A 21,989-nucleotide genomic window follows, 5' to 3' on the forward strand; every position below is an offset into this window, starting at 1 on the left:
GACCCTCCTATGCCGACTGTGGAACAGCCACGAGGGGCTCGACCCGCACCGAGGTGAGCAGTTCCCGCTCGAAACCGACCTGGCGCTCGGTGCCGACCAGCCGCAGCCGCAGGGCCGCCGCCACGTCGCCGCTCGATCGGCCGAAGCGCAGCTCGACGTCGCCGGGCTCGACGATCCGCTGGCCGGCCAGCCCGGTGAACGACGCCACGTCGGCCGGTACGCCGAACGTCACGTGTGCCGCCTCGCCGGGCGCCAACGGCAGCCGGGTGTAGCCGATCAGCCGGACCACCGGACGGGTGGTCTGCGCGACCGGGTCGTGCAGGTAGAGCTGCACGATCTCGGTGCCGGCCCGCTCACCGGTGTTGGCCACGGTGATCCGCACCCGCACCTCGCCGTCGACCGGCCAGGCAGTCGGATCTTCGCGCGGTTCGACCACCGTCGCGTCGGACCACTCGAAGGTGGTGTAGCTCAGCCCGTGGCCGAACGGGTACGCCGGGGTCGGGTCGATCGAGGAGACCTTGTTGCGCCGGCCGAGCGGCGGCGCCAGGTAGGTGCTCGGCAGCCCGCCGGCGTCGCGGGGAACGCTGACCGGCAACCGCCCGGAGGGATCGACCGCGCCGGTGAGCACCTCGGCGAGCGCCTGCCCACCGAGCTGACCGAGGAAGAACGCCTGCACCACGGCCGCCGCGCCGTCGAACTCCGGACCGAGCGCGTACGGGCGGCCGGCCATCGACACCAGGACGACCGGGGTGCCGGTGGCGAGGACGGCGCGGACGAGGTCGCTCTGCACGCCGGGTAGTCGCAGGTCGACGGCGTCGCAGCCCTCACCGGAGGTGCCCCGGCCGAACATTCCCGCCCGGTCGCCGACGGCCAGCACGCACACGTCGGCGGCGGCGGCCGCGGCGACCGCGGCCGGGATGCCCGAGGTGTCCTCGCCGGTGATGGCGCAGCCCGGCTCGTGGGTGAGCAGCGGGACGCGTCGGGCCAACTCGTCGCGCAGGGTGGGGATGCGCAGGCCGAGCCCGTAGTCGCTGTGGTGGACGCCCACGTGGTTGGGAAACGAATAGCAGCCGAGCATGGCCATCGGGTCGTCGGCGAGCGGACCGACCAGGGCGACCCGGCTACCCACTGACAGCGGGAGGACGCGGGCGTTGCGCAGCAGGACGACTGACTCCCGGGCGAGGCGAAGGGCCACGTCCTGGCTGGCCTCGTCGTCGAAGCGCAGGGACGCCACGTCGTCGGGCAGTTCCCGCCAGCCCTCGTCGAGCAGACCGAGCTCGATCTTCTGGATCAGCACCCGACGCAGCGCGCAGTCGATCAGCGCCTCGTCGACCTCGCCGCGGCGAGCCGCCTGCACCAGCGGGTCGCCGAAGGCATCCACCGTGGGCAACTCGACGTCGATTCCGGCCCGCAGGGCGAGCCGGGCCGCGTCGGCGGCATCCTCGGCGACTCCGTGCAGGGTCTGGAGGAACCGTACGGCGAAGTAGTCGGCCACCACGGTGCCGGTGAAGCCCCACTCGTCACGCAACAACCCGGTCAGCAGCCCACGGTCGGCCGCGACGGGCAGGCCGTCGATCTCGGCGTAGGAGTTCATCACCGAGCGGGCGCCGCCGAGGCGCAGCGCCATCTCGAACGGCGGCAGAATGACGTCGGCCAGCTCGCGCCGACCCATCGGCACCGGCGCGAGGTTGCGTCCGCCTCGGGAGGCGGAGTAGCCGGCGAAGTGTTTCAGCGTGGCCACCACGCCGGCCCGCTCCAGGCCCCGCACGTAGGCGGCACCTGTCGTCCCGACCAGGTAGGGATCCTCGCCGATCGTCTCCTCGGTGCGGCCCCAGCGGTAGTCCCGGGTGACGTCCAGCACCGGGGCGAGGCCCTGATGCACACCGGCGGCGCGCATCGACCGCCCGATCCGGTCGGCCATCGCCTCGACCAGGTCGGGGTCGAAGGACGCGCCCCAGCTGAGCGGAGTCGGGTAGACGGTGGCCCGCCACGCCGCGAACCCGGTGAGGCACTCCTCGTGCACCTGCGCCGGGATGCCGAACCGGCTGGCGGCAACGATCTGCGCCTGCGAGGCCGCCAGCGACCGCGCGCCGGACACCGGGTCGACCGGGGCGGTGCCGAACGGGCGGGTCAACTGGCCCAACCCGTACTGGATGACAGTGCTCCACTGCGGCAACTCGCTGATCATGTCCGACTGGTGCGGTGCGACGCCCTCGCCGCTGGCGTCGGCGCCGACCCAGACCCCGACGAGCTGGGCGATCTTCTCTTCGACTGACATCATCGGCAGGAGCGCCTCGGCTCGCTCGGTCGGCGACAGCCGCTGATCTCGCCACGGCGCGGTGCCGCCGTCCTCGAGCGACTGACTGCTCATGCCCTGACCCCTTAGCTCCGGCCACATCCCCGTGCCCTGGTGGAACCGGCTCGGTGGCGGACCTTTCTCACGATCCGAAACTTTCCGGAAACCTGCGTAACCTTTTCGGCAACCTAAGTGGCCCATCGATGCCTGTCAAGAGTCTCAATCGGACTACCAGAGGGTGTTTCCTGCACACGGTGACCCCATCATCGGCGCTCCGTCGTCGACAAGCCGCGCAATGTCCGTGAATGCGCAGTCCGGCTGCCGCACACACTGGCGTGAATGTCTCATCATGTTAAGGTCGCCCGAAACTTTCGGATGTTGTATGAGGCCGCGATGACAGAGCACCGCCCGCTCGACCCACCCGCCTCCACCACCATCGCGACCATCGCCAACGATGTCGGCGTCTCGGTCGCGACCGTGTCCAAGGTCCTCAACGGACGCGGCGACGTCGCCCCCGGCACCAGAGCCCGGGTGGAGGCGAGCCTCGACCGCCACCAGTACCAGCGCCGCGCCCGGCGACACGCGACCAGCGGCGGCCGGGTGGACCTCGTGTTCCACGAGTTCGACACGGGTTGGGCGATGGAGATCCTGCGGGGCGTCGAGGCGGTGACCTCGGCGGCCGGCATCGGGCTGTCGATCGCCCAGCTCGACGGCGCGCACCGCCCGCCGACACGATGGTTGGAGGCGTTACTCGCCGACCGCCCCCTGGGCGTGGTGTTCGTCCTCTCCCACCTGGCCGAGGCCCAACAACAGCACCTGCGCCGGCAGGGCATTCCGTTCGTCGTCGTCGACACCGACAGTGCCACCTCGGCCTCCGTGCCGACCGTCGGGTCGAACAACTGGAACGGTGGCCTGCTCGCCGCCCGGCACCTGCTGGAGCTGGGGCACCGACGGATCGCCATCATCTCCGGGCCACCCGACGTGCTGTGCAGCCGAGCCCGCGCCGCCGGCTTCCAGTCGGCCCACGACGAAGCCGGGATAGTGGTCGACCGCGAGCTGATCCGCTACGGCAGTTTCTCCGCCGGAGCCGGGCACGCCCACGGGCTGCAACTACTCCAGCGGCCGGACCGACCCACGGCGATCTTCGCCGGGTCGGACATCCAGGCCATGGGAGTGCTCCGGGCCGCCCGTCAGTGCGGCCTGCGAGTGCCCGAGGACCTCTCGGTGATCGGGTACGACAACCTGCCGGTCTCGGCCTGGACCGACCCGGCGCTCACCACGATCAACCAGCCGTTGCGCGACATGGCCGGCATCGCCACCCAGATGTTGCTGGACCTGACCAGGGGAAACGAGCCGGCTACCAGCCGGATCGACCTGGTGACCGAGCTGGTCGTCCGGGAGAGCACCGCGCCCCCCGCCCACCCGCACTGACCCCGGCCCCTGCGAGGACCCGTGCCCCACTCCGCCTCCACCTTCGACGAGCTCCAGCGGTACGCACCCGAGGTCGCCGAACCCGACGACTTCGACGAGTTCTGGCGGGACACGCTCGCCGAGGCAGCCGCCGTACCGGTGCTCGTCGACGTCCGCTCCGAACCCACCGACCTGCGGCTGCTCGACTCCTGGGACGTCTCGTTCGCCGGCTTCGGCGGTGACCCGGTCCGCGCCTGGTACACGCGCCCGGCCGGGGTTCGAGAGGCGCTGCCGGCCGTGGTCGAGTACGCCGGCTACGGACGCGGGCGCGGCCTGCCCCACGAGCGGCCGACCTGGGCGGTGGCCGGGTACGCGCACCTGCTGATGGACAACCGGGGCCAGGCGGGGCAGCACGGCGCCGGGGACACCCCCGACCCGCACGGCGCGCCCGGCGGACCCTGGCCGGCCACCTGGGGGATCCTCGATCCGCGCGACTACCACTACCGCCGTCTGATCACCGACGCGGTGCGGGCTGTCGAGGCGGTCCGCGCGCTGCCGGGGGTCGACGGTGACCGGGTCACTGTGGTCGGCAACAGCCAGGGCGGCGGCATCGCCCTGGCGGTGGCGGGTCTCGTCGAGGATCTCAGCGCGGTGCTGACCACCGCCCCGTTCCTGTGCGACATGCGCCGGGCCGTCGCGCTCACCGACCTCGCGCCGTACGGAGAGATCGCCCGGTACCTCGCTGTGCACCGGGAGGCCGAGCAGGCGGTGTGGCGCACGTTGTCCTATGTCGACGGGGTGAGCTTCGCGCGTCGGGCGACGGCTCCGGCGCACTTCGGGGTGGGCCAACGCGACACGGTCTGCCCGCCGCGAACCGCCTTCGCCGCCTACAACCACTACGGCGCCGCGAACGGGAGGCCGGTCCCGCCCGAGCGGGAGATGCACGTCTACCCGTTCAACGGCCATGAGGGCGGCGAGGCCGTGCACGTCCGGCGTCAGCTTCGCTGGCTGCGTTCCGTGCTCCATCCAGGCCGGGAGTAGCAGCCCAGGCATCGTTGAACGCCGATGCATTGCCGGTGTTAGCGATAACACGCTATGGTGCGTCAGGCGAGGTGCAGGGCACACTTCCGCCACGGCTCATCGGTCCGTCGCGCCAGACCCTCGACGACCGGTGCCCACCCCGAACCGCCACGACCACCAGTGCAGACGTCCGGGCTCCTGGTCGTGCCGAGCACCCCACCTCCGCGTACCGCGTTCGTGGCGGCAACCGTCTCCCGGTGGCCGCTGACGTCGCGCACCCCCACCAGAGGAAGTCCCATGCGCAGTCCAGCCCTCGTTCAACCCGTCCCCCTCGCACCGACCGCCAGCGCACGGACGTCGAGACCCCGGCGGGCCCGCCGGTGGTGGACGGCCCTGGCCGCCGTCGCCGCCATCATCGCCGCCGTGCCGGTCGCGACGACTCCCGCCAGCGCGGAGTCCAACGGCGGCATACGCGTGATGCCACTGGGCGACTCGATCACCGACGGATTCAACGTCCCCGGCGGTTACCGGATCGAGTTGTGGCAGCGGTTCACGTCCGGTGGTTACCGGATCGACTTCGTCGGCTCCCAGTTCAACGGGCCAGCCAGCCTCGGCGACCACGACCACCAGGGCCACTCCGGCTGGACGATCGCCCAGATCGACGCCAACGTGGTGAACTGGCTGCGGGCCACGAACCCGCGGACCGTGCTGCTGCACATCGGCACCAACGACATGTACGGCGACACGTCCGGGGCTCCGTCGCGGCTGGCCACGCTCGTCGACCGGATCACCAACACCGCCCCGAACGCTGACGTGTTCGTCGCGACGATCATCCCGAAGTCCGGCGCTGACAACCAGGTCCGGGGCTACAACGCCGCGATCCCCGGGATCGTGCAGAGCCGGGCCGCCGCCGGAAAACGCGTACACCTGGTCGACATGTACCGCGCCCTGACGCTCAGCGATCTGGCCGACGGGGTGCACCCTAACGCCACTGGCTACCGCAAGATGGCCGCCGCCTGGTACGACGCTCTCCGTACCGTGCCCGGCAGCATCGGAGGCGACACACCTCCGACCACTCCCCCGCCCACCACGCCCCCGCCCACCACGCCCCCGCCCACCACGCCCCCGCCGACCACTCCCCCGCCGTCCGGCGACTGCCGCGTGACGTACACGGTCAACGCCTGGAACAGCGGTCTCACCGCGTCGGTCTCGGTGACCAACACGAGCAGCACGCCGGTCAACGGTTGGACCCTGGCGTTCACCCTGCCCGGTGGGCAGGCCATCACCAGCGGATGGAACGCCACCTACTCCCCGTCCAGCGGAGCGGTGACCGCCCGCAACGTCTCCTACAACGCGACGATCGCGCCCAACACCTCGGTCGACATCGGCTTCCAGGCGACCCACACGGGTGGCACCGGCCGGCCGGCCGCGTTCACCCTCAACGGCACCGCCTGCGCGGTCGCCTGACACCGGCCCTCGCGGTGCCGGGCCCGGCGGCCCGGCACCGCCCCCGGCACCCGCTGGTCGGCGAGACCCCGCGTCAACGCCGTGAACGGTGGCCCTCACGGCTACATCAGGTTCTGGACCGGAACACACGCACGGCAGGGCCAGACGCGTACGGTGCCGTCGTCATGCGTCGAGACGAGCCGCTCGCCGTCCGGGCTGAAGTCGACGGTCTCCACGGAGGCGCCGAATCCCCCGAAGGTCACTGACTGCGCGGCCTCCGAAGCGCGCCACAGCCGACCGGTGCCGTCCTTTCCAGAGCTGAGCACCCACTGCCCATCCGGGCTGAACGACACGTGCCAGACGGGACCCTCGTGCCCTCGCAACACGATCGGCGCGCTGCCGCCCGCGACGGAGTGGATCTGCACGGTGCCGTCGAAGCCGGCACTGGCGACCCGTTGTCCGTCCGGGCTGAACGCCACGGCCCACACCAGTCCCTCGTGACCGGGAAGTAGTAGTGGTTCGGCAGTGCCGAGAGCGTCCCAGATCCGTAGGGTGCCCTCCGCGCCGGCTGTGGCGACCTTCGTGCCGTCCGGGCTGAAGGCGGCGTACCGGATCTCCTCGGCGACCCGATGGACTACCGGGGCACTCTGACCGCTGAGGTCCCAGATTCGCAGGCTCCGGTCGTTGCTGACGCTGGCCAGGCGGCGGCCATCAGGGCTGAAGTCAGCGGTCCACGCCTGCTTCTCGTGCCCCCGGAGCACCACCGGATCGTGTCTGCCGGCGAGGTCCCAGACCCGTACGCTGCCGTCGCGGCCGCCGGTGGCCACACTCGTCCCGTCCGGACTCACAGTGAGACCGTAGACGTCGCCGTCGTGGCTGCCGAGCACCCGAGGCTCGGCGGGTGCGGCCAGCTCCCAGACCCGCACCGTGCCGTCCTCGCCGCCGCTGACCACCCGCTGCCCGTCCGGGGTGAACGCGGCGGACCAGGTGGCCTTCTTGTGGCCCCGCAGGATCAGACGATCGCTGCCCGGGTCCCAGATCCGTAACGTGCCATCATCGGCGGCGCTCACCAACCGGGATCCATCCCTGCTGAACGCCAACGCCCAGACCCGGTTGGTGTGGCCGCGCAGCACCAACGGGTCGCCAGCGCCGTTGACGTTCCAGATCCGTACGGTCAGATCGTCACTGGTGGTCGCGACCCACTGCTCGTCCGGGCTCAGCGCGAGCCCTTCCACAGTGCCCTCATGCCCGCGCAGCACCACCGGGGCCTCCGGCCCGGTCAGCGGCCACACCCAGGCCGTACCGTCGGCGCTGGAGCAGGCCAGGCGGGTGCCGTCCTGGCTGAACACCAGTGTCCTGGTGGCCTCGCGTGGCCCGGTGAGAATCGTTCTGGTGGATCGCGTGGCCAGGTCCCAGAGTCGCACCGTCGCGTCGTGGCCGCTGCTGGCCAACTGGCGCCCGTCAGGGCTGAAGGCCACACCGACCGCCACCTTCCTGTGCCCACGCAGCACCACCGGTGGGTAGCCGCCGCGGGCATCCCAGACCCGAACGGTGGTGTCCTCGCCAGCACTGGCGACCAACCGTCCGTCGGGGCTGAAGGCCGCTCCCCAGACCGGGCCCTCGTGCCCGCGTAAAACGATGGCACCGGTGGTTCCATCGACCTGCCAGATCCGGACGGTGCCGTCCGACCCGGCGGTGACCAGTCGCTTCCCGTCCGGGCTGAACATCGGGCTCCAGACCTGTCCCTCGGGTCCGCCGGTGAGAGCCAGGCCCGGGCCGGAGACGCCGTGCCCGGCCCAGGTCCACACCCGCACCTCGCCGTCGGTCCCGGTGGCCGCCACCCGCCCTCCGTCCGGACTGAACGCCACCCCCAATGCCTTCTTGCCGCTCATCGGCACAATCGCCTGCAGTCGGTCATCGGCGGCGGCCTGGCGCAGCACCATCTCCGCGCCGACGGTCGGGCGTGTGGTCAGAGCGCGTTGGGCGAGGCGCTGCGCCTGCTGTGGATCGATCTGCAGTTGGTTGTTGGCCTCGACGGTCAGCTGCCGGGAAACAGCGAGGTCTCGTTCGGCGGCCGCCCTGTTCGCCTGCACCAGTGCCACTGCGGCGAGGACGCTCACGACGACAACGGTCGCCGCGAGCGCGGTCAACGCCACGCTGGTCCGCCGCCGTCGGGCTGCCCGGCGCCGGCTCTCTCGGGCACGGCTGGTCTCCAGAAAGTCCCGTTCCAGGTCACTGAGGTCCATCACCTGGTGCGTTCCCCAGAGCGCCAACTGGACCCCCCGATACAGGAATCCGTCCACACGGTCATGCCGATCCCACTCGGCGGCAGCCCCCGTCAGCCTGCGATGGGAGCGCAGCAGCTCCCGATCTTCGGTCAGCCAGCGACGCAGCCGGGGCCACTCCTGGATCAGGGCCTCGTGGGCCACCATGACGCCCTTCTCATCGGCCGTGACCAACCGCGCGGCCGTCAACCTGCCCAGCACCTCAGCCGCGGCCAACGGGTCCGACCCACCCACCAACTCGGCGAGGGGCGCCCGGCGTCGGGTGTCCTCGGTGCCGTCACCGAGGGCGGTCAGGCGCAGGAAGATGTCCCGTGCCAGCCCTCGTTGCCTTTCGTCGAACTGCGCGTACACCCCCTCGGCGGTACGCGTGATGGCGCCGTTCACGCCGCCTGACTCGCGGTAGTGGGCCAGTGTGATCCGTTTACCCTGCCGCAGGCGCGACGTCTCCAACAGCGCGTGGGACAGCAGCGGCAGCGCGCTCGTCTGACCGCCGACGTCTGCCACTGCCATCTCCACCAGTGCCGGATCGACGAGCAACCCGGCGCGCTCGGCGGGGCCGGTGATCGTCCGACGCAGATCCTCATCGTCCATCGGGCCGATCAACAGCTGGTGCTCATGGAGAGCGGCCACCAGGGCCGGATAGGCGGCACACCGACCATAGAAATCGGCCCGCACTCCCAGCACCACGCGAACCCTGGGGATCTCCGCTGCGGCGAGCAGCGCGGCAATGAAGCCCGATCGCTCCTCCTCGTCCCGGCAGAGCGTGAAGAGCTCCTCGAACTGGTCCACCACGATGAGCATGTTCGCGACCGATGAGCGGGCATCACGAATCTGCTCGATCGTTTCGCGAATGCTGGCCGGATCATCGGTCAGTTGGCGTTGGACCGTGTCACGAGCCAGGTCCTGCTCATTGGCGAGCTGGAACGCGAGCTCTTCGATGGGATGTTCGCCGGGCGTCATCAGCAGTGTGGCCCAGGTCGGCAGACCCTTCACCGGATTATCGACCACAGCCGCTATCAGACCCGCTCGCAGTAGGGACGACTTGCCCGCACCAGACGGGGCGAAAACCGCGACGAACCGGAGGCGGGTGAGCATTTCACAGAGCTGGGCCACCATGCGCTCACGTCCGAAGAACCATTCTGAGTCTTCCGGCTGAAACGCTGCCATTCCCCAGTACGGCCCGCGGCTGGCCCCCACCGTCTCGGCGGACGTCATGCTCGCGATCAGGCTGTGCCACCGTTCGGTCCATTCGGCTGGATCGCCGTCACAGGCGGCCACGTACGCCAGTGTCACCTGAAGGCTTGGCACGGTCTCTCCGCTGGCCGCCTTCGCCAGGGTGGTCACCGAGAAGTGCGCGCGTCTGGCCAGTTGACGGTAGGTCGGCGAACCCGCCTTTGTCCGCAGCTGACGCAGGTCGAGTGCGAACCGCTCCAGCTCGCCTGCCTCCGGGTCGAGCGGCCGCTCAGGTCTTCCCACGTTGTCCCCCGTCACAGAGTTGTTTGTCAGCCTGGCGACATTATTGGCAAACAATCCATTGGCGACTATATCTAGTTCCGTGAACGCCGATCGACGAGTGTCGGATAGCAGCCACCGCGCAACCAGGCGTACGGCCACGTTCGACGACTCGAGTCGATCGACGACACCAAGGAGAACTGGAGGGGGTGTGTGATGCACGCCAGAAACGGCATCGGCGTTGTTACCCACAGCACTGATGGCCGCCCTGGGTACGGGGGTGTCACGCAATCCCCGAATGGAAGAGGGGGTATTCGATTACGAGTTCGCTACCGAGGCAACGTCAATTGTTGAAGCGTCAGCAGTCCAGGAAAGGTAGACATGAATATCACCCCTACGGCAGCTGAAAACGGTCTGTCGCGACCCCGACTTTCGGTGCGGCACCGATTCGCGGCCCTCGCGGTCGCCGTCGGCCTGCTCGTGCCGCTGGCGGGCTCTCCGGCGTCCGCAGCGTCCGCCGACGCCCGGCCGCAGACCGCGACGAGCAGCGGCTTGACCGCGGTCGACTTCGGAACCCAGGCCTGGGGCGACTGTCCGGCCGGCTACGCCTGCCTGTGGACCGGCCTCAACGCGACGGGAACCATGTACATCCTGGCCCGCTGTGAGCCCAACCTGGCTATGCCGTCCGGCATGAACAACAACATCGAGTCGGTACGGAACCGCGGCGGAGGCACGATGCGCCTCTTCGACAATGCCAGCGGAACGGGGACACCGCTGCAATCGATCTGGAATAACAGCAAGAACGTCAATCTGGCGACGAGCGCAAGGAACAGGGCCAGCTCGCTCCGCGTCGACTGCTAGGACGCGCAGCGATGGGGCGGCGACGGGATCCCGTCGCCGCCCCTCAGCCTGCGGAGGTGCTCAGGAGGCCGGGTAGGACGCAGCACCGAGCACCTCGCGACCCTCGCCGAACTCGTCGGTCACTGCTCCACGGCGCGGTAGAGCCGGCTCACGGTTTCGGCCACGCAGACGGGCTTGCCGCCACTGTCGCTCTCCACTGTGACCGTCACGACCAGCTGCACACCGCCGCTCACCGGCGACACGTCGACGATGGTGGCGGTGGCGCGTACGGCGGCGCCGACCCGCAGTGGCGCGGGGAAGCGCACCCGGTTCAGCCCGTAGTTGACACCCATCGCCACCCCCTCGACCCGGTAGAGCCCGCCCGCCAGGGCTGGCAGCAGCGACAGGGTGAGGTACCCGTGGGCGATCGTCCCGCCGAACGGCCCCGCCGCGGCTCGGACCGGGTCGAGATGGATCCACTGGTGGTCGTCCGTGGCGTCGGCGAAGAGGTCGACGCGGCTCTGCTCGATGCGCTGCCACGGACCGGGCCCGAGGCTCTCGCCGGTCGCGGCGGCCAACTCCTCGACGGAGGTGAAGACTCTCATGCCGGATCTCCCTACAGCTGTTAGAAGGCGTTGACGCCGGTGAGCGCGCGTCCGATGAGGAGTTGCTGAATTTGACTGGTGCCCTCGTAGAGCGTTGCCACCCTGGCGTCGCGCAGATACTTGCCGACCGGATACTCGTCGATGTAGCCGTACCCGCCGAAGACCTGGACCGCGTTGTTGGCCGCGCGGACGGCGGCCTCACTGGCGAAGAGCTTGGCCGTCGACGCCTCGGTGGCGAACGGCTGGTCGCGGTCGATCAGGTCGGCCACCTGCCACACCAGCAGCCGGGCGGCGGCCGTGTCGACCGCGATGGCGGCGAGCAGTTGTTGGACGAGCTGGTGTGCGGCGATCGGCTTGCCGAACTGGGTGCGCTGCCCGGCGTAACCGACTGCCGCGTCGAGGCAACCCTGGGCGATGCCGACACAGCCGGCGGCCACCGACATCCGCCCCTTGGCGAGGGTGGCCAGGGCCAGCCGGAACCCGGCGCCCTCGGCACCGAGGCGGGCCGTGTCCGGCACGCGCACCTCGTCGAAGCCCAGCTCGCCGGTGGCCTGACCGCGTAGGCCGAGCTTGCCGTGGATCTCCCGCCGGGTCAGCCCCGGGCTGTCGGTGGGCACCAGGAACGCGGTGATTCCGCGGTGCCCGGGGCCGCCGGTGCGGGCGAAGACCAGCGCGACGTCGGCGGTGGTGCCGTTGGTGATGAACATCTTGGTGCCGGTGAGCAGCCAGTCGGTGCCGTCGCGGATCGCGCGGGTGCCCAGTGCGGCCGCGTCCGATCCGCTGTCCGGCTCGGTCAGCGCGAAGCAGCCGAGTGCGCTGCCGGCGCAGAGCTTCGGCAACCACTCGGCACGCTGTTCCGCGCTCCCGTGCGCGGCGATCGACTTGGCGACCAGGCCGAGGGAGACCGAGACGATGCCACGCACCGCCGAGTCGCCCCGGCCCAACTCTTCCAGGACCAGGCAGTACGCGAGGTGGTCGCCGCCGGAACCGCCGTCGGTCTCGGCGATGGTCAGCCCCAGGAAGCCCAGGTCACCGAGCATGCCGACGATGGCGGGGTCGACCGATTCGCGGCGGTCCCAGGCGGCCGCGTGCGGCAGCAGCTCGCGGTCGGCGAACTCGGCGGCCAGCTGGCGGACCGCCGCCTGCTCGGCGGAGAGGGTGAGGTCCATGACGCTCAAACTAGCGGTGATAGTTAAACGCGTCCAGACCGGACGTTCACCGGTCGAAGGCCAGACCGACGTGCCGTTCGGCGGTGAACGCGCGGGCCAGTTCGGTCCGCGAACGGATGCCCAGCCGGTGGAACACGTTGCGCAGGTGGTGATCCACGGTGCGGGTGGAGAGGAACATCCGGGCGGCGATCTCCCGGTTGGTGGCGCCCTCGGCGACCAACTCGGCGATCCGCAGTTGCTGGCCGGTCAACAACCGCGCCGCGGGCAGGTCCGGCGGACCGATCGACTCCCCGGCCGCCCGCAGCTCCGTGGTGGCCTGCTCGGCCCAGCACTCCACCCCGAGCAGGCTGAACATCTCGCGGGCCTGGTGCAGGTGCGTCCGCGCGTCGCGAGGGCGTCGACTGCGGCGCAGCTCCTGACCGAAGAGCAGTTCGGTGCGGGCCCGCTCGAACGTGCCGGCCTCGGTCGGGTGCAGACGCAGCGCCGCCTGGAAGTCCCGTTCCGCCTCGGGGCCGCCCCGAGGAGCGAGCAGTGCGTGACACCGCGCGGACAGGGCCCGGCGCAACGGGCTCGCGGTGCTGCTGGCCCACCTGTCGAACGCGGCGAGCGCGGCCGTCGCCGCCGGCCGGTGCGCCAGGTGCGCCGCCGCCTCCACCAGGTACGGGGTGGCCATCACCTGCACGAGGACCTGGCCTCGGCGCGTGCCGAGCCGAGCCAGCGACGCCAGCCGCTCCGCCGCCTCGGCGTGCCGGCCGTCAACCAGGTCGAGCACCGCCAGAGCCCACGCGGCGAGCGCATGCGGGCGGCTGCCCGGCGTCGGCGACTCGCCGATCTCGCGGATCCGCCGCAGGCTGGTCTCCCGATCGGCCCGGATCGCGGCGAGGACGGCGAGCATGCCCAGATGGACGTTGGCGCAGTTGACCTGCCCGGTGGCCCGAGCCACGCGCAGCCCGTCGCGGGAGGTCTCCGCCGCCGCCTCGTGCCGACCCAGCCAGTACTCGGCGACCGCCCGCAGCTCCAACGCCCGCGGCAGCATGGACAACTCACCCCGTTCCCGGGCCAGCTCGACGGCGCGTTCGGCGAGCCGGTGGGCCGCGCCGTCCACTGCCACCAGCAGTCCGGCCGCCGCGGCGCAGCTGAGCGCGGTGGGGGTCAACGCCCAACCGGTCAGCCGGTCGCCCAGCACCACGGCGCGGCGCAGCGCGGGCCCGGCTCGCTCGTGGTCGCCCCGCAGGGTCGCCGCCACCCCGGCGACCAGACAGCCCATGACCTCGATGGCCGGTGGGTCGTCCGGTCGCCGCAACGCCAGCGCCCGCCGGCCGATCTCGGCGTACCGGTACTGGTCGCCGGTGAAGCAGACCGCTTCCCCGGCCCGCACCAGCCCGGTCAACGCCAGGGCACGGTCGGTGCCGTTTACCGCCGCGGCGGAGGCCAGCAGCGTGGCCGACGCACTCATCGCGGTGCCGCAGCGCAGCTCCAGCTCGCCGCGGAGCAGATCGGCGCGGCCTCGAACGACCGGGTCGACGCAGACCGCGCGGAGGCGGTCGAGCAGCAGCCGGGCCTCGTCGGGTTGTCCCCCGGCCCAGGCGTACCGGGCTGCGGTCAGCAGGCGGGTGGCGGTCAGCCTCGGCTGGTCGCTCAGCTCGGCGGCCCACCGCAGGGCCACCGAGGCGGCGACCCAGCCGTCGGGTCCGCCGACCGCCGCCTGTTCCAGCTCGGCGGCGAGGGCCGGATCGGCACCGGCGGTCGCGGCGGCGAGGTGCATCGCCCGGCGGAGCCGCTGCCCGTCCGCGACCAGCACCTCGGCGAGCAGTCGGTGCGCCGCGCGACGCTCCGCGAGCGGCGCGCTGGCCGCGATCATCGTGCGCACCAGCGGCTGCGGAAACGTGACGCCGCGCTGCTCGACGCGGACCAGGCCGGCGACCTCCGCCGGGGCGAGCGCCTCGACCTCGGCGCCGGCGGCTGCCGTGGCCCGGATCAGGGTGCCCGGCTCGCCGTCCTCATCGAGCGCGGCGAGCAACAGCACCCGCCGGGTCTCCGGGGGCAGCCGGTCCAGCCGGGCACGGTACGCGCGACCCAGCGCTCCGTCCGCCGGTGGCGCGGCGGGCAGTGACTCCTCGCCCCGCCACTGCCCCGCGGTGAGCACCTCGGCGAGGTCCACAAGGGCCTGCGGGTTGCCGCCGCCGATCGCGGCCAAGGCGGTCAGGGCCGACGTGGCTGGCCGGTCGGGGAGCCGGTTGACGCCCTCGCGTTCGGTCAGCCGATCGAGTCGATCGGTGAGGACGGCGCGGCTCTCGTGCTCGCTCAGCGCGCGCAGTCGGTGCGCCGGTATCCCGTCGAGGTTGGCGGTGACGTCCGCGGTGAGCAGGACGGCGAGCGGCAGGTGCCGCAGTCGGCGGGCCACGAACGCCAGCACCTGCGCGGTCTGCGGGTCACCCCGGTCGATGTCGTCCATGGTGGCGAGCAGCGGCCGGTCCCGGGCGGCGGCGGCGAGCAGCCCGAGCACCGCCATCGACAGGGTCAACCGCCGGTCGGCCGGGCAGCTCTCCCCGGCCAGTGCGCGCCGCAGCAGTTGGCGCTGCTCACCGGGGAGCGCGGCGGCCCGGTCGAGCACCGGGTCGACAAGACGTTGCAGGCCGGCGTACGGCAGGGCGGCCTCCTCGGCGAGCCCGCTGCCGGCCAGCACGGTGCAGCCACCCTCGGCGTGCCGATGGGCGTAGCCGAGAAGTGCCGTCCGGCCCGATCCGGGCTCTCCACGCAACAGCAGGGCACCGCCGGCGTTGGTCATGCCGTCGAGCAGGCTCCGGACAGCCCGGCACTCGTCGTCCCGGCCACGCAGCACGGTTAGTTGCACTCTTGATGCAGTAACCATGCCTGCCAGTGTTACCCATCGGAAACCGAATGGAAAGAGGGGGCGATATCGGGCCGGGCCGGAATCAGTCGGGCGCGACCTCGGCCAGCAGGGCGCCCACGGTCCGGGACATCACCGCGCGGGCCTGGTCCACGCCGAGATCGAGCCCGTAGCGCAGCATCGACCAGGCCTGCCACGTGCTCGCCGCCACCAGGGCGTTGAGCAACTGCTCCCGGCCCGGCCCGGCCTCGGCGAGCTCGACGGCGAAGAGCTCCTCGACCTCGTCGCGGACCCGTTCGATGTGCTTGAGTTTGTTGCGGTGCAGCTGCTCGGAGACCGGCTCACGCATCTGGGCGGCCCGCGCCGACGGCGCGATGAGCTGGAGCAGCCGGGCCCGCTGCCGGCAGTACGCGTCGACCCGCTTCGCCAACGGCAGCCCGGTCGAGATCGGCCGGTAGGCGGCGTCCTGCTGACGGAGCACCTCCGCGCCGCTGGCCTCGAAGAGGGTTTCCATGTCCTTGAAGTTGGTCCAGAGGGTGCGCAACGAGATCCCGGCCCGCTCCGCGATGCGTTCCCCGGTCGGGCGGAGGTCACCCTCGGAGATGAGCGCGAGGTGCGCCTCGACGATGGCCGCGCGGGTCCGCTCGGCGCGGGCGGTGCGCCCGTCGACCCGGCCCGCCACATCGACCCCGTCCATCCGCCCTCGCCCCCTCACCGCCATGGCGTCCCCCGACGCACCGCCGAGTCTAGACAGCCGTTGATCAGCGGCTCCGGACGCTCCGCCGACGTCGTCATCCGGCCCGGCCGGTCAGCGAGACGCCACCGTCGCAGACGATGGTCTGCCCGGTGATCCAACTGGCGTCGTCGGAGGCCAGGAAGGCGACAGCGCCGGCCACGTCCGATGGCAGACCGAGGCGTCCGAGCGGGTACCGCGCGGCGACCTCGGCCTCCCGCCCGTCGTAGAGGGCGGCGGCGAAGCGGGTCTTCACCACGCCGGGGGCGACCGCGTTGACCCGGACCATCGGCCCCAGCTCCACGGCGAGACTGGCGGTGAGGTGGTTGAGCGCAGCCTTGCTGACCCCGTAGCAGGCGATGCCGGGGGACGGGCCCAGCCCGGCGATCGACGAGACGTTGACGACGCAGCCGCCGCGCTCGGTCATGCCGGCGGCGCAGACCTCCTGCACCCAGCCGAGCGCGGCGACCACGTTCACGTCGAGGATCTTGCGGGCCGCAGCCAGGTCCAGCTCGACCAGCGGGCCGTGCACCGGGTTGATGCCGGTGTTGTTGACCAGCAGATCCACCGGGCCGAACGCCGCGCTCACCTGGCGCACCGCGGCGGCCCGGTGCTCGGGATCGTCGGCCCGGCCCGGCACCGCAAGGGCGTGCGCCGGACCGCCCAGGGTGGCGACCGCCTCGGCCAGCCCTTCCGGGCGGCGGGCGGTCAGACCCACCCGCGCGCCCTCGGCGACGAGGCGTTGGGCGATGGCCAGACCGATCCCCCGACTGGCGCCGGTGACGATGGCGACCCGGCCCGCGAGTCGGTCCGAATATGCATTCACGGTGCAGATAGTAGGAGCGTCGATCGGTATCGGTCAACGCCTCCGGCGACCGGTCGGCAGGCCGAGCCGACAGCACGCGCGCAGTCGTCCGACCGGGCGTGGTCGGGCGGGACCACGCCCGGTCGGACGTCGGGGCTGCGGGGCCTCAGGAGACGGTCGGCACCCCGTTCGCCGGCGGCGCGGCCGGGGTGGCGGTGTACTCGTTGACCGACCCGTCCGCCTCGTCCGTCTCGTACGCCGGCCCGAAGTAGCTCTGCACTCCCCCACTCACCCGGCTCAACCGCTGGCCGCCGTACCCGGAGTGGTCCTTCGCGGAGAAGCGCAGCGGCACCAGCCCGGGGCCCTGGAAGCCGCCCTTCTGCACTGCCTCCAGCACCTTCTCCCGGCTCAGGTCCTTGCCGGCGGCGAGCAGCACCTGCACGAAGAGGTAGCCGACCGACATGCCGTAGACGGTGTTGCCGTCGAACGGCGCGTCGCCGTTGTGCTCCTTGTTGACCTTCGTGAAGAGCTGGATCCACGGGTTCGCTGTGTCGTTCTGCATCGGCAGGTAGTTGGTGCCGACCATGCCCTCCAACAGCGGCGCGGCGGCGCCGAGCTGCTTGGCCAGTGTCGGGTGGTCGGCGCCGACGTTGGAGACCAGCCACTGCGGCTTGAAGCCCAGCCGCGCCGCGGTGCCGATGGAGAGCGCGGTGAAGCCGGGCACTGTGGCCAGCACGACGACCTGGCAACCGGCCGCCTTGAACGCGCCGATCTGCGGCGCCACGTTGGTGTTGCTGGTGACGTACGTCTGCTTGACCGCCACGGCCGTGGCGCCGAGCACCTTCTCCACGCCGGCCAGGCTGTCCCGCCCGAAGTCGTCGTCCTGACCGAGGAAGCAGACCTTCTGCCCGGCCAGGTCCCGCTTCGCGTAGTTGGCGAGGATCTTGCCTTCGACCGTGTAGTCCGGGTTGAACCCGAACGTGCCCGGATACTTGTCCGGCTGGTCCCAGCTGCGGCTGCCGGAGGCGACGAACAGGTCTGGCACCCGGTTGCTCTTGAGGAAGTCGAGCACACCGGTGTGCGTCGGCGTACCCAGACCGTTGAGGACGGCGAAGACCTTGTCCTGGAGGACGAGCTGACGGACCACCTGCTGGGTGTTCGCGGGGTTGTAGCCGTCGTCCATGATCTTGTAGGTGATCTTGCGGCCGTGCACTCCGCCGTTGGCGTTGACGTAGTCGAAGTACGCCTTCGTCGCCGGGGCGATCTTCGAGTAGCCGGCCGAGGCCGGCCCGGTCAGCGGCATGTGGGTGCCGACGACGATCTCGGTGGCGGTGACACCCGGCACCGACGCCCCGCCGGAGCCGGGTCCGTCGTCGCCGCTACAGCCGGCTGCGGTGATGAGCAGGGCAAGGGTGCTGGCGATCGCGAGGCCGCGATGCGCTTTACGGTGCATGGGAAACACCGACCTTTCTCGGTCCGGTTGTCTGGGAACGGTGTGGTGGTGGGGCGCCCGGCCGAGGCCGGACCGAGGACAGCTCAGGAACGCCGGGTCGGCCGCCTGGCCAGCAACGCCCGGCCGAGACGCGACAGCAGACCCTGCACACCGCCGGGGGCGGCGATCATGACGACGATCAGGGTGAGCCCGAAGATCGCCAGGGGAAGGTTGCCCTCCAGCCGCTGCGCCACCGCGGGCGAGAGCGTGAGCATCTCGGTCACCGAGTGGGTCAGATCGGGCAGGGCGACCAGCAGGACGGCTCCCCACAACGCGCCGGTCAGTCGACCCAGGCCACCGATCACCACTGCCATCAGCAGGAACAGCGACAGGGTCAGCGAGAACGCGCCGGGTGAGACGCTCTGCGCGAGCACCGCCAGGAGCGCGCCGCCGAGCCCGGCGGTGGCGGCGCTGACCACGAACGCGAGGACCTGGGTGCGGGCCACGTGGATGCCTGCCAGGCGGGCCGCCACCTCGTCGTCGCGGACCGCCCGGAAGGTACGCCCGTACCGGCTGCGGATCAGGTTCGCCAACAGCAGCAACGCGAGCAGGGTGGCCGCGCCGGTGACCCAGAGCTGCCACCGTTCGTACGGGAAGTACGGGCCGAGCGACAACGGCGGCGGCTCCACCGGCACCGACAGCCCCTGCTCGCCGTTGAACACGCCGTCGAAGGTGACCGCCAGCGCCGGCACCACCACGGCCACCGCGAGGGTGACCCCGGCCAGGTAGGGGCCGCGCAGCCGGGCCGCGGCCACACCGACCACCGCGCCGACCGCGACCGTGCAGACGATCGCCGCACCCAACGACAGCGGCAACAGCCAGCCGCCGGTCATCCCCCGGTCGGCGAACGCGGTCTGACAGAGCGCCACCGTGTACGCCCCGGTGGCCATCAACGCGCCGTGCCCGAGCGACAGTTGACCGTTGAGCCCGGTGAGGACGGTCAGCCCAGCCGTCGCGCAGAGGTAGGCGGCCACAGTTGCGAGCTGGAAGTTGCGGAACGGCTCGACGGAGTAGCTGACCGCCACCAACAGCAACCCGGCGGCCAGCACCACAGCCAGGTGGCGCAGCAGTGTGGAGCCGCGTCGCCGGTCGACCGGTCGGCCGCCCCGGTCGTCCAGCTGCTCTCTCGGCGGCAGCGCCGCCCTCGTGGCGCTCACACCCGCCTCGCCGCGACCGGGGCGAACAGCCCACCGGGCCGGACCAGCAGCACCGCCAGCAGCAGGACCAGCACCGCGAGCGGAGTGAGGTCACTGCCGGCGTAACCGCTGACGTAGGAGAGCAGCAGCCCCACCACCAGCCCACCGACCACCGCCCCCGGTGGACTGTCCAGCCCGCCGACCACCGCCGCGGTGAACGCCGAGACGAACACCAGGTCCATCGCGTGCGGGTGCAGGCCCAACTCGGTCGGCAGGACCAGCATGGCGGCCAGCGCGCCCACCCCGGAGGCGAGCGCCCAGCCGAGGGTCAGCATCCCACCGACGTTGACCCCGAGCAGCCGGGAGACCTCCGGAGCGAAGGCCGCCGCGCGCATCCGCAACCCCACCGGGGTACGGGCGAACATCCAGGCCAGGCCACTGACCACCACGCCGATCGTGGCGAAGACGAACAGGTCGTACGGGGACAGCACGGCGACCCCACCCACGGTGAGGGCGGACCGGCTGAACGGGGCCTCGGCCGGGCGGAACTCGCTGCCGTACACCATGCCCAGTACGGCCTGGATCAGCAGCACCAGCCCGAGCGCGACGATCACCGGGTTGAGCGGTGAGGCGTGATCGACGTGCCGCATCACCACGCGGTCCACCAGCGCGCCGAGCAGCAGGCCGGCGACGATCGCGACCACGAAACCCAGCCAGTAGGAACCGGTAGCGGTGCTGACCGTGTAGGCGACGTACGCGGCGGCGACGGCCATCGCTCCCTGGGCGAAGTTGACGACCCGCGCCGCCCGCCAGATGAGCACCAGGGCCACCGCGAACGCGGCGTACACCGCGCCCCGGGACAGGCCGTCGACGGTGAGGAACACGAAGCGGTCCAACAGTCCTCCCTCCGGGGGACGAGGTGGTGGTCAGAAACCGAGGTACGCGTGGCGCAGGTCGACGTCGTCGCGTAGCTGCACCGCCGGGGCGGCGATCACCACCCGACCGAGGGACATCACGACGCCCTGGTCGGCGACGGCGAGCGCGCTGCGCACGTTCTGCTCGACCAGCAGGACGGTCAGCCCGGTGCGGTCGCGCAGTTGGCGGAGCAGGGCCATGGTCCGGGCGACCACCCGTGGCGCAAGGCCGAGCGACGGCTCGTCCAGCAGCAGCAGACGGGGTCTGCCGACCAGGGCCCGACCGAGCGCGAGCATCTGCCGCTCGCCGCCGGAGAGCTGGTGACCGAGGTGCCGGCGGCGTCGGGCCAGCGGCTCGAAGAGCTGGTAGACCTCGTCGAGGGCCCGCCCGGCGTCGGCCCGGTCGCGTCGCCACAGCCCGCCCAGCCGCAGGTTCTCGTCGACGGTCAGCTCGCTGATCACGCCACGACCCTCCGGCACGTGCGCCATGCCGCGTCGGACGAGCTGCTCCACCGGCGTACCGCGAAGGTCTTCCCCGGCCAGCAGGACCTGGCCGGCGGCCGGGCGGATCATGCCGGAGAGCGCGCGCAGCAGAGTGGTCTTGCCGGCGCCGTTCGCGCCGACGACAGCGGCGATGGTGCCGGCCGGGACGGTGAGGTCGATGGCCCGCAACACGGGCGCGGCACCGTAACCGGCGACCAGCCCCCGCACGACGAGCAGGTCGGTCGCGGTCATGGGGATGCCTCCTCGACTGTGACACCGAGGTACGCGTCGGTGACCGCGGGGTCGTCGCGGATCTCGTCCGGGGTGCCGGCGGCGATGACCCGGCCGAAGTCGAGCACCACGAGTTCGTCACAGACGGCCATCACCAGGTCCATGTGGTGTTCGACCAGGAGCACGGCGCAGGGGGCGGTGTCCCGCCGGGGCAGTTGCCGGACCAGCTCCGCCAGCTCGGCGATGTCGTCCGCTCCGAGGCCACCGGCCGGCTCGTCGAGCAGGAGCAGCCGGGGCCGCGCGGCGAGCGCGCGGGCCAGGGCGACCCGCTGGCGTACGGCGAAGGGCAGTGTGGTCGGCGCGGCCCCGGCGTGCTCGGCGATGCCCAGCTCGTCGAGGATGGCGAGGGCGTCCCCGCGCAGCCGGCGCTCGTCGCGGTCGCTGGCCGGCAGCCCGAGCAGCGCCGGGACGAAGCCGGCACGGGCGGTGTGGGAGGCGCCGGTCATCACGTTCTCCAGCACGCTGAGCCCGGCGAAGAGTCCGGTGCCCTGGAGGGTCCGGGCGATGCCGAGCCGGGTCAGCCGGTGCGGCCGTGGCCGCAGCGGCCGGCCGTCGAGGGTGAGTGAGCCCGTCTCCGGTGCGACGAAGCCGCAGATCACGTTGAACAGCGTGGTCTTGCCGGCGCCGTTGGGCCCGATGACGCCCACCACCCGGTTGGGTGGCACCCGCACTGACACGTCGTCGAGGGCGGTGAGGCCGCCGAAACGGACGCCGATGTGGTGCAGTTCGAGGCCGCGCTCCATCACCCATCCCTCTGTCGT

Annotated in this window: 17 protein-coding genes; 4 read left to right on the top strand and 13 right to left on the bottom strand. The window is 71.6% G+C overall.

The genetic code is table 11. The features are described from left to right. Positions 1-7 precede the first annotated feature (7 nt). Entirely contained in the window at positions 8-2,371 is a 2,364-nt protein-coding gene (locus AB0K35_RS00910) for a glycoside hydrolase family 3 N-terminal domain-containing protein (protein WP_363882664.1), read from the bottom strand. 318 nt (positions 2,372-2,689) lie between these two features. Here AB0K35_RS00910 and AB0K35_RS00915 point away from each other — a divergent pair, with 318 nt between their 5' ends. Then, positions 2,690-3,727, top strand: coding sequence for a LacI family DNA-binding transcriptional regulator (locus AB0K35_RS00915; protein WP_238669432.1), 1,038 nt, complete (start codon positions 2,690-2,692; stop codon positions 3,725-3,727). Between the two features lie 21 nt (positions 3,728-3,748). After that, positions 3,749-4,747, top strand: a complete 999-nt coding sequence (locus AB0K35_RS00920; RefSeq protein WP_363882667.1) for an acetylxylan esterase — start codon at positions 3,749-3,751, stop codon at positions 4,745-4,747. A 62-nt stretch (positions 4,748-4,809) separates the two neighbouring features. Here AB0K35_RS00920 and AB0K35_RS00925 read toward each other — a convergent pair whose 3' ends face one another. Further along, on the bottom strand, positions 4,810-5,025 hold the full coding sequence (locus tag AB0K35_RS00925; RefSeq protein WP_238669434.1) for a hypothetical protein: 216 nt from the start codon (positions 5,023-5,025) through the stop codon (positions 4,810-4,812). On the opposite strand from AB0K35_RS00925, the gene AB0K35_RS00930 reads away from it, so the two are divergent. Further along, entirely contained in the window at positions 5,024-6,193 is a 1,170-nt protein-coding gene (locus AB0K35_RS00930) for a cellulose binding domain-containing protein (protein WP_363882670.1), read from the top strand. The two genes, AB0K35_RS00925 and AB0K35_RS00930, sit on opposite strands and share 2 nt — an antisense overlap. A gap of 101 nt (positions 6,194-6,294) precedes the next feature. Here the strand turns inward: AB0K35_RS00930 and AB0K35_RS00935 are convergent, their stop codons facing one another. Further along, entirely contained in the window at positions 6,295-9,933 is a 3,639-nt protein-coding gene (locus AB0K35_RS00935) for a hypothetical protein (protein ID WP_363882673.1), read from the bottom strand. 357 nt (positions 9,934-10,290) lie between these two features. Here AB0K35_RS00935 and AB0K35_RS00940 point away from each other — a divergent pair, with 357 nt between their 5' ends. After that, positions 10,291-10,770: a peptidase inhibitor family I36 protein gene (locus AB0K35_RS00940; protein ID WP_238669437.1), complete on the top strand. Its 480-nt coding sequence runs from the start codon at positions 10,291-10,293 to the stop codon at positions 10,768-10,770. Positions 10,771-10,889: 119 nt separating this feature from the next. Here the strand turns inward: AB0K35_RS00940 and AB0K35_RS00945 are convergent, their stop codons facing one another. The 10 genes from AB0K35_RS00945 to AB0K35_RS00990 form a co-directional block, all read right to left on the bottom strand. After that, the gene (locus AB0K35_RS00945) at positions 10,890-11,354 is read right to left on the bottom strand and encodes a MaoC family dehydratase (protein WP_238669438.1); all 465 of its coding nucleotides are present in this window, start codon (positions 11,352-11,354) and stop codon (positions 10,890-10,892) included. A 20-nt stretch (positions 11,355-11,374) separates the two neighbouring features. After that, on the bottom strand, positions 11,375-12,523 hold the full coding sequence (locus AB0K35_RS00950; RefSeq protein WP_363882677.1) for an acyl-CoA dehydrogenase family protein: 1,149 nt from the start codon (positions 12,521-12,523) through the stop codon (positions 11,375-11,377). 46 nt (positions 12,524-12,569) lie between these two features. Further along, on the bottom strand, positions 12,570-15,395 hold the full coding sequence (locus AB0K35_RS00955) for an AAA family ATPase (RefSeq protein ID WP_363882680.1): 2,826 nt from the start codon (positions 15,393-15,395) through the stop codon (positions 12,570-12,572). 64 nt (positions 15,396-15,459) lie between these two features. Then, on the bottom strand, positions 15,460-16,071 hold the full coding sequence (locus AB0K35_RS00960; RefSeq protein WP_238669440.1) for a TetR/AcrR family transcriptional regulator: 612 nt from the start codon (positions 16,069-16,071) through the stop codon (positions 15,460-15,462). A gap of 94 nt (positions 16,072-16,165) precedes the next feature. Continuing rightward, a complete protein-coding gene (locus AB0K35_RS00965; protein ID WP_238669441.1) occupies positions 16,166-16,933 on the bottom strand; it encodes an SDR family oxidoreductase in 768 nt (255 codons plus the stop codon). Between the two features lie 145 nt (positions 16,934-17,078). Then, the gene (locus AB0K35_RS00970; RefSeq protein WP_363882683.1) at positions 17,079-18,365 is read right to left on the bottom strand and encodes an ABC transporter substrate-binding protein; all 1,287 of its coding nucleotides are present in this window, start codon (positions 18,363-18,365) and stop codon (positions 17,079-17,081) included. An 83-nt stretch (positions 18,366-18,448) separates the two neighbouring features. Then, on the bottom strand, positions 18,449-19,561 hold the full coding sequence (locus AB0K35_RS00975) for a branched-chain amino acid ABC transporter permease (protein WP_238669443.1): 1,113 nt from the start codon (positions 19,559-19,561) through the stop codon (positions 18,449-18,451). Further along, positions 19,558-20,436, bottom strand: coding sequence for a branched-chain amino acid ABC transporter permease (locus AB0K35_RS00980; RefSeq protein ID WP_363882686.1), 879 nt, complete (start codon positions 20,434-20,436; stop codon positions 19,558-19,560). The genes AB0K35_RS00975 and AB0K35_RS00980 overlap by 4 nt, the downstream gene beginning before the upstream one ends. A gap of 30 nt (positions 20,437-20,466) precedes the next feature. Further along, the gene (locus tag AB0K35_RS00985) at positions 20,467-21,189 is read right to left on the bottom strand and encodes an ABC transporter ATP-binding protein (RefSeq protein WP_030490741.1); all 723 of its coding nucleotides are present in this window, start codon (positions 21,187-21,189) and stop codon (positions 20,467-20,469) included. After that, positions 21,186-21,971: an ATP-binding cassette domain-containing protein gene (locus AB0K35_RS00990; protein WP_238669444.1), complete on the bottom strand. Its 786-nt coding sequence runs from the start codon at positions 21,969-21,971 to the stop codon at positions 21,186-21,188. The genes AB0K35_RS00985 and AB0K35_RS00990 overlap by 4 nt, the downstream gene beginning before the upstream one ends. Between the last annotated feature and the right edge of the window lie 18 nt (positions 21,972-21,989).

The organism is Micromonospora sp. NPDC053740, assembly GCF_040677775.1.
Classification (GTDB): Bacteria; Actinomycetota; Actinomycetes; order Mycobacteriales; family Micromonosporaceae; genus Micromonospora; species Micromonospora alfalfae.

Excerpts from the sequence above, each read along its gene's own strand:
- AB0K35_RS00940 (WP_238669437.1), top strand. The coding sequence starts at position 10,291 with ATGAATATCACCCCTACGGCAGCTGAAAACGGTCTGTCGCGACCCCGA.
- AB0K35_RS00910 (WP_363882664.1), bottom strand. The coding sequence starts at position 2,371 with ATGAGCAGTCAGTCGCTCGAGGACGGCGGCACCGCGCCGTGGCGAGAT.
- AB0K35_RS00945 (WP_238669438.1), bottom strand. The coding sequence starts at position 11,354 with ATGAGAGTCTTCACCTCCGTCGAGGAGTTGGCCGCCGCGACCGGCGAG.
- AB0K35_RS00915 (WP_238669432.1), top strand. The coding sequence starts at position 2,690 with ATGACAGAGCACCGCCCGCTCGACCCACCCGCCTCCACCACCATCGCG.
- AB0K35_RS00955 (WP_363882680.1), bottom strand. The coding sequence starts at position 15,395 with ATGGTTACTGCATCAAGAGTGCAACTAACCGTGCTGCGTGGCCGGGAC.
- AB0K35_RS00970 (WP_363882683.1), bottom strand. The coding sequence starts at position 18,365 with ATGCACCGTAAAGCGCATCGCGGCCTCGCGATCGCCAGCACCCTTGCC.
- AB0K35_RS00950 (WP_363882677.1), bottom strand. The coding sequence starts at position 12,523 with ATGGACCTCACCCTCTCCGCCGAGCAGGCGGCGGTCCGCCAGCTGGCC.
- AB0K35_RS00925 (WP_238669434.1), bottom strand. The coding sequence starts at position 5,025 with ATGGGACTTCCTCTGGTGGGGGTGCGCGACGTCAGCGGCCACCGGGAG.
- AB0K35_RS00990 (WP_238669444.1), bottom strand. The coding sequence starts at position 21,971 with ATGGAGCGCGGCCTCGAACTGCACCACATCGGCGTCCGTTTCGGCGGC.
- AB0K35_RS00960 (WP_238669440.1), bottom strand. The coding sequence starts at position 16,071 with ATGGACGGGGTCGATGTGGCGGGCCGGGTCGACGGGCGCACCGCCCGC.
- AB0K35_RS00985 (WP_030490741.1), bottom strand. The coding sequence starts at position 21,189 with ATGACCGCGACCGACCTGCTCGTCGTGCGGGGGCTGGTCGCCGGTTAC.
- AB0K35_RS00930 (WP_363882670.1), top strand. The coding sequence starts at position 5,024 with ATGCGCAGTCCAGCCCTCGTTCAACCCGTCCCCCTCGCACCGACCGCC.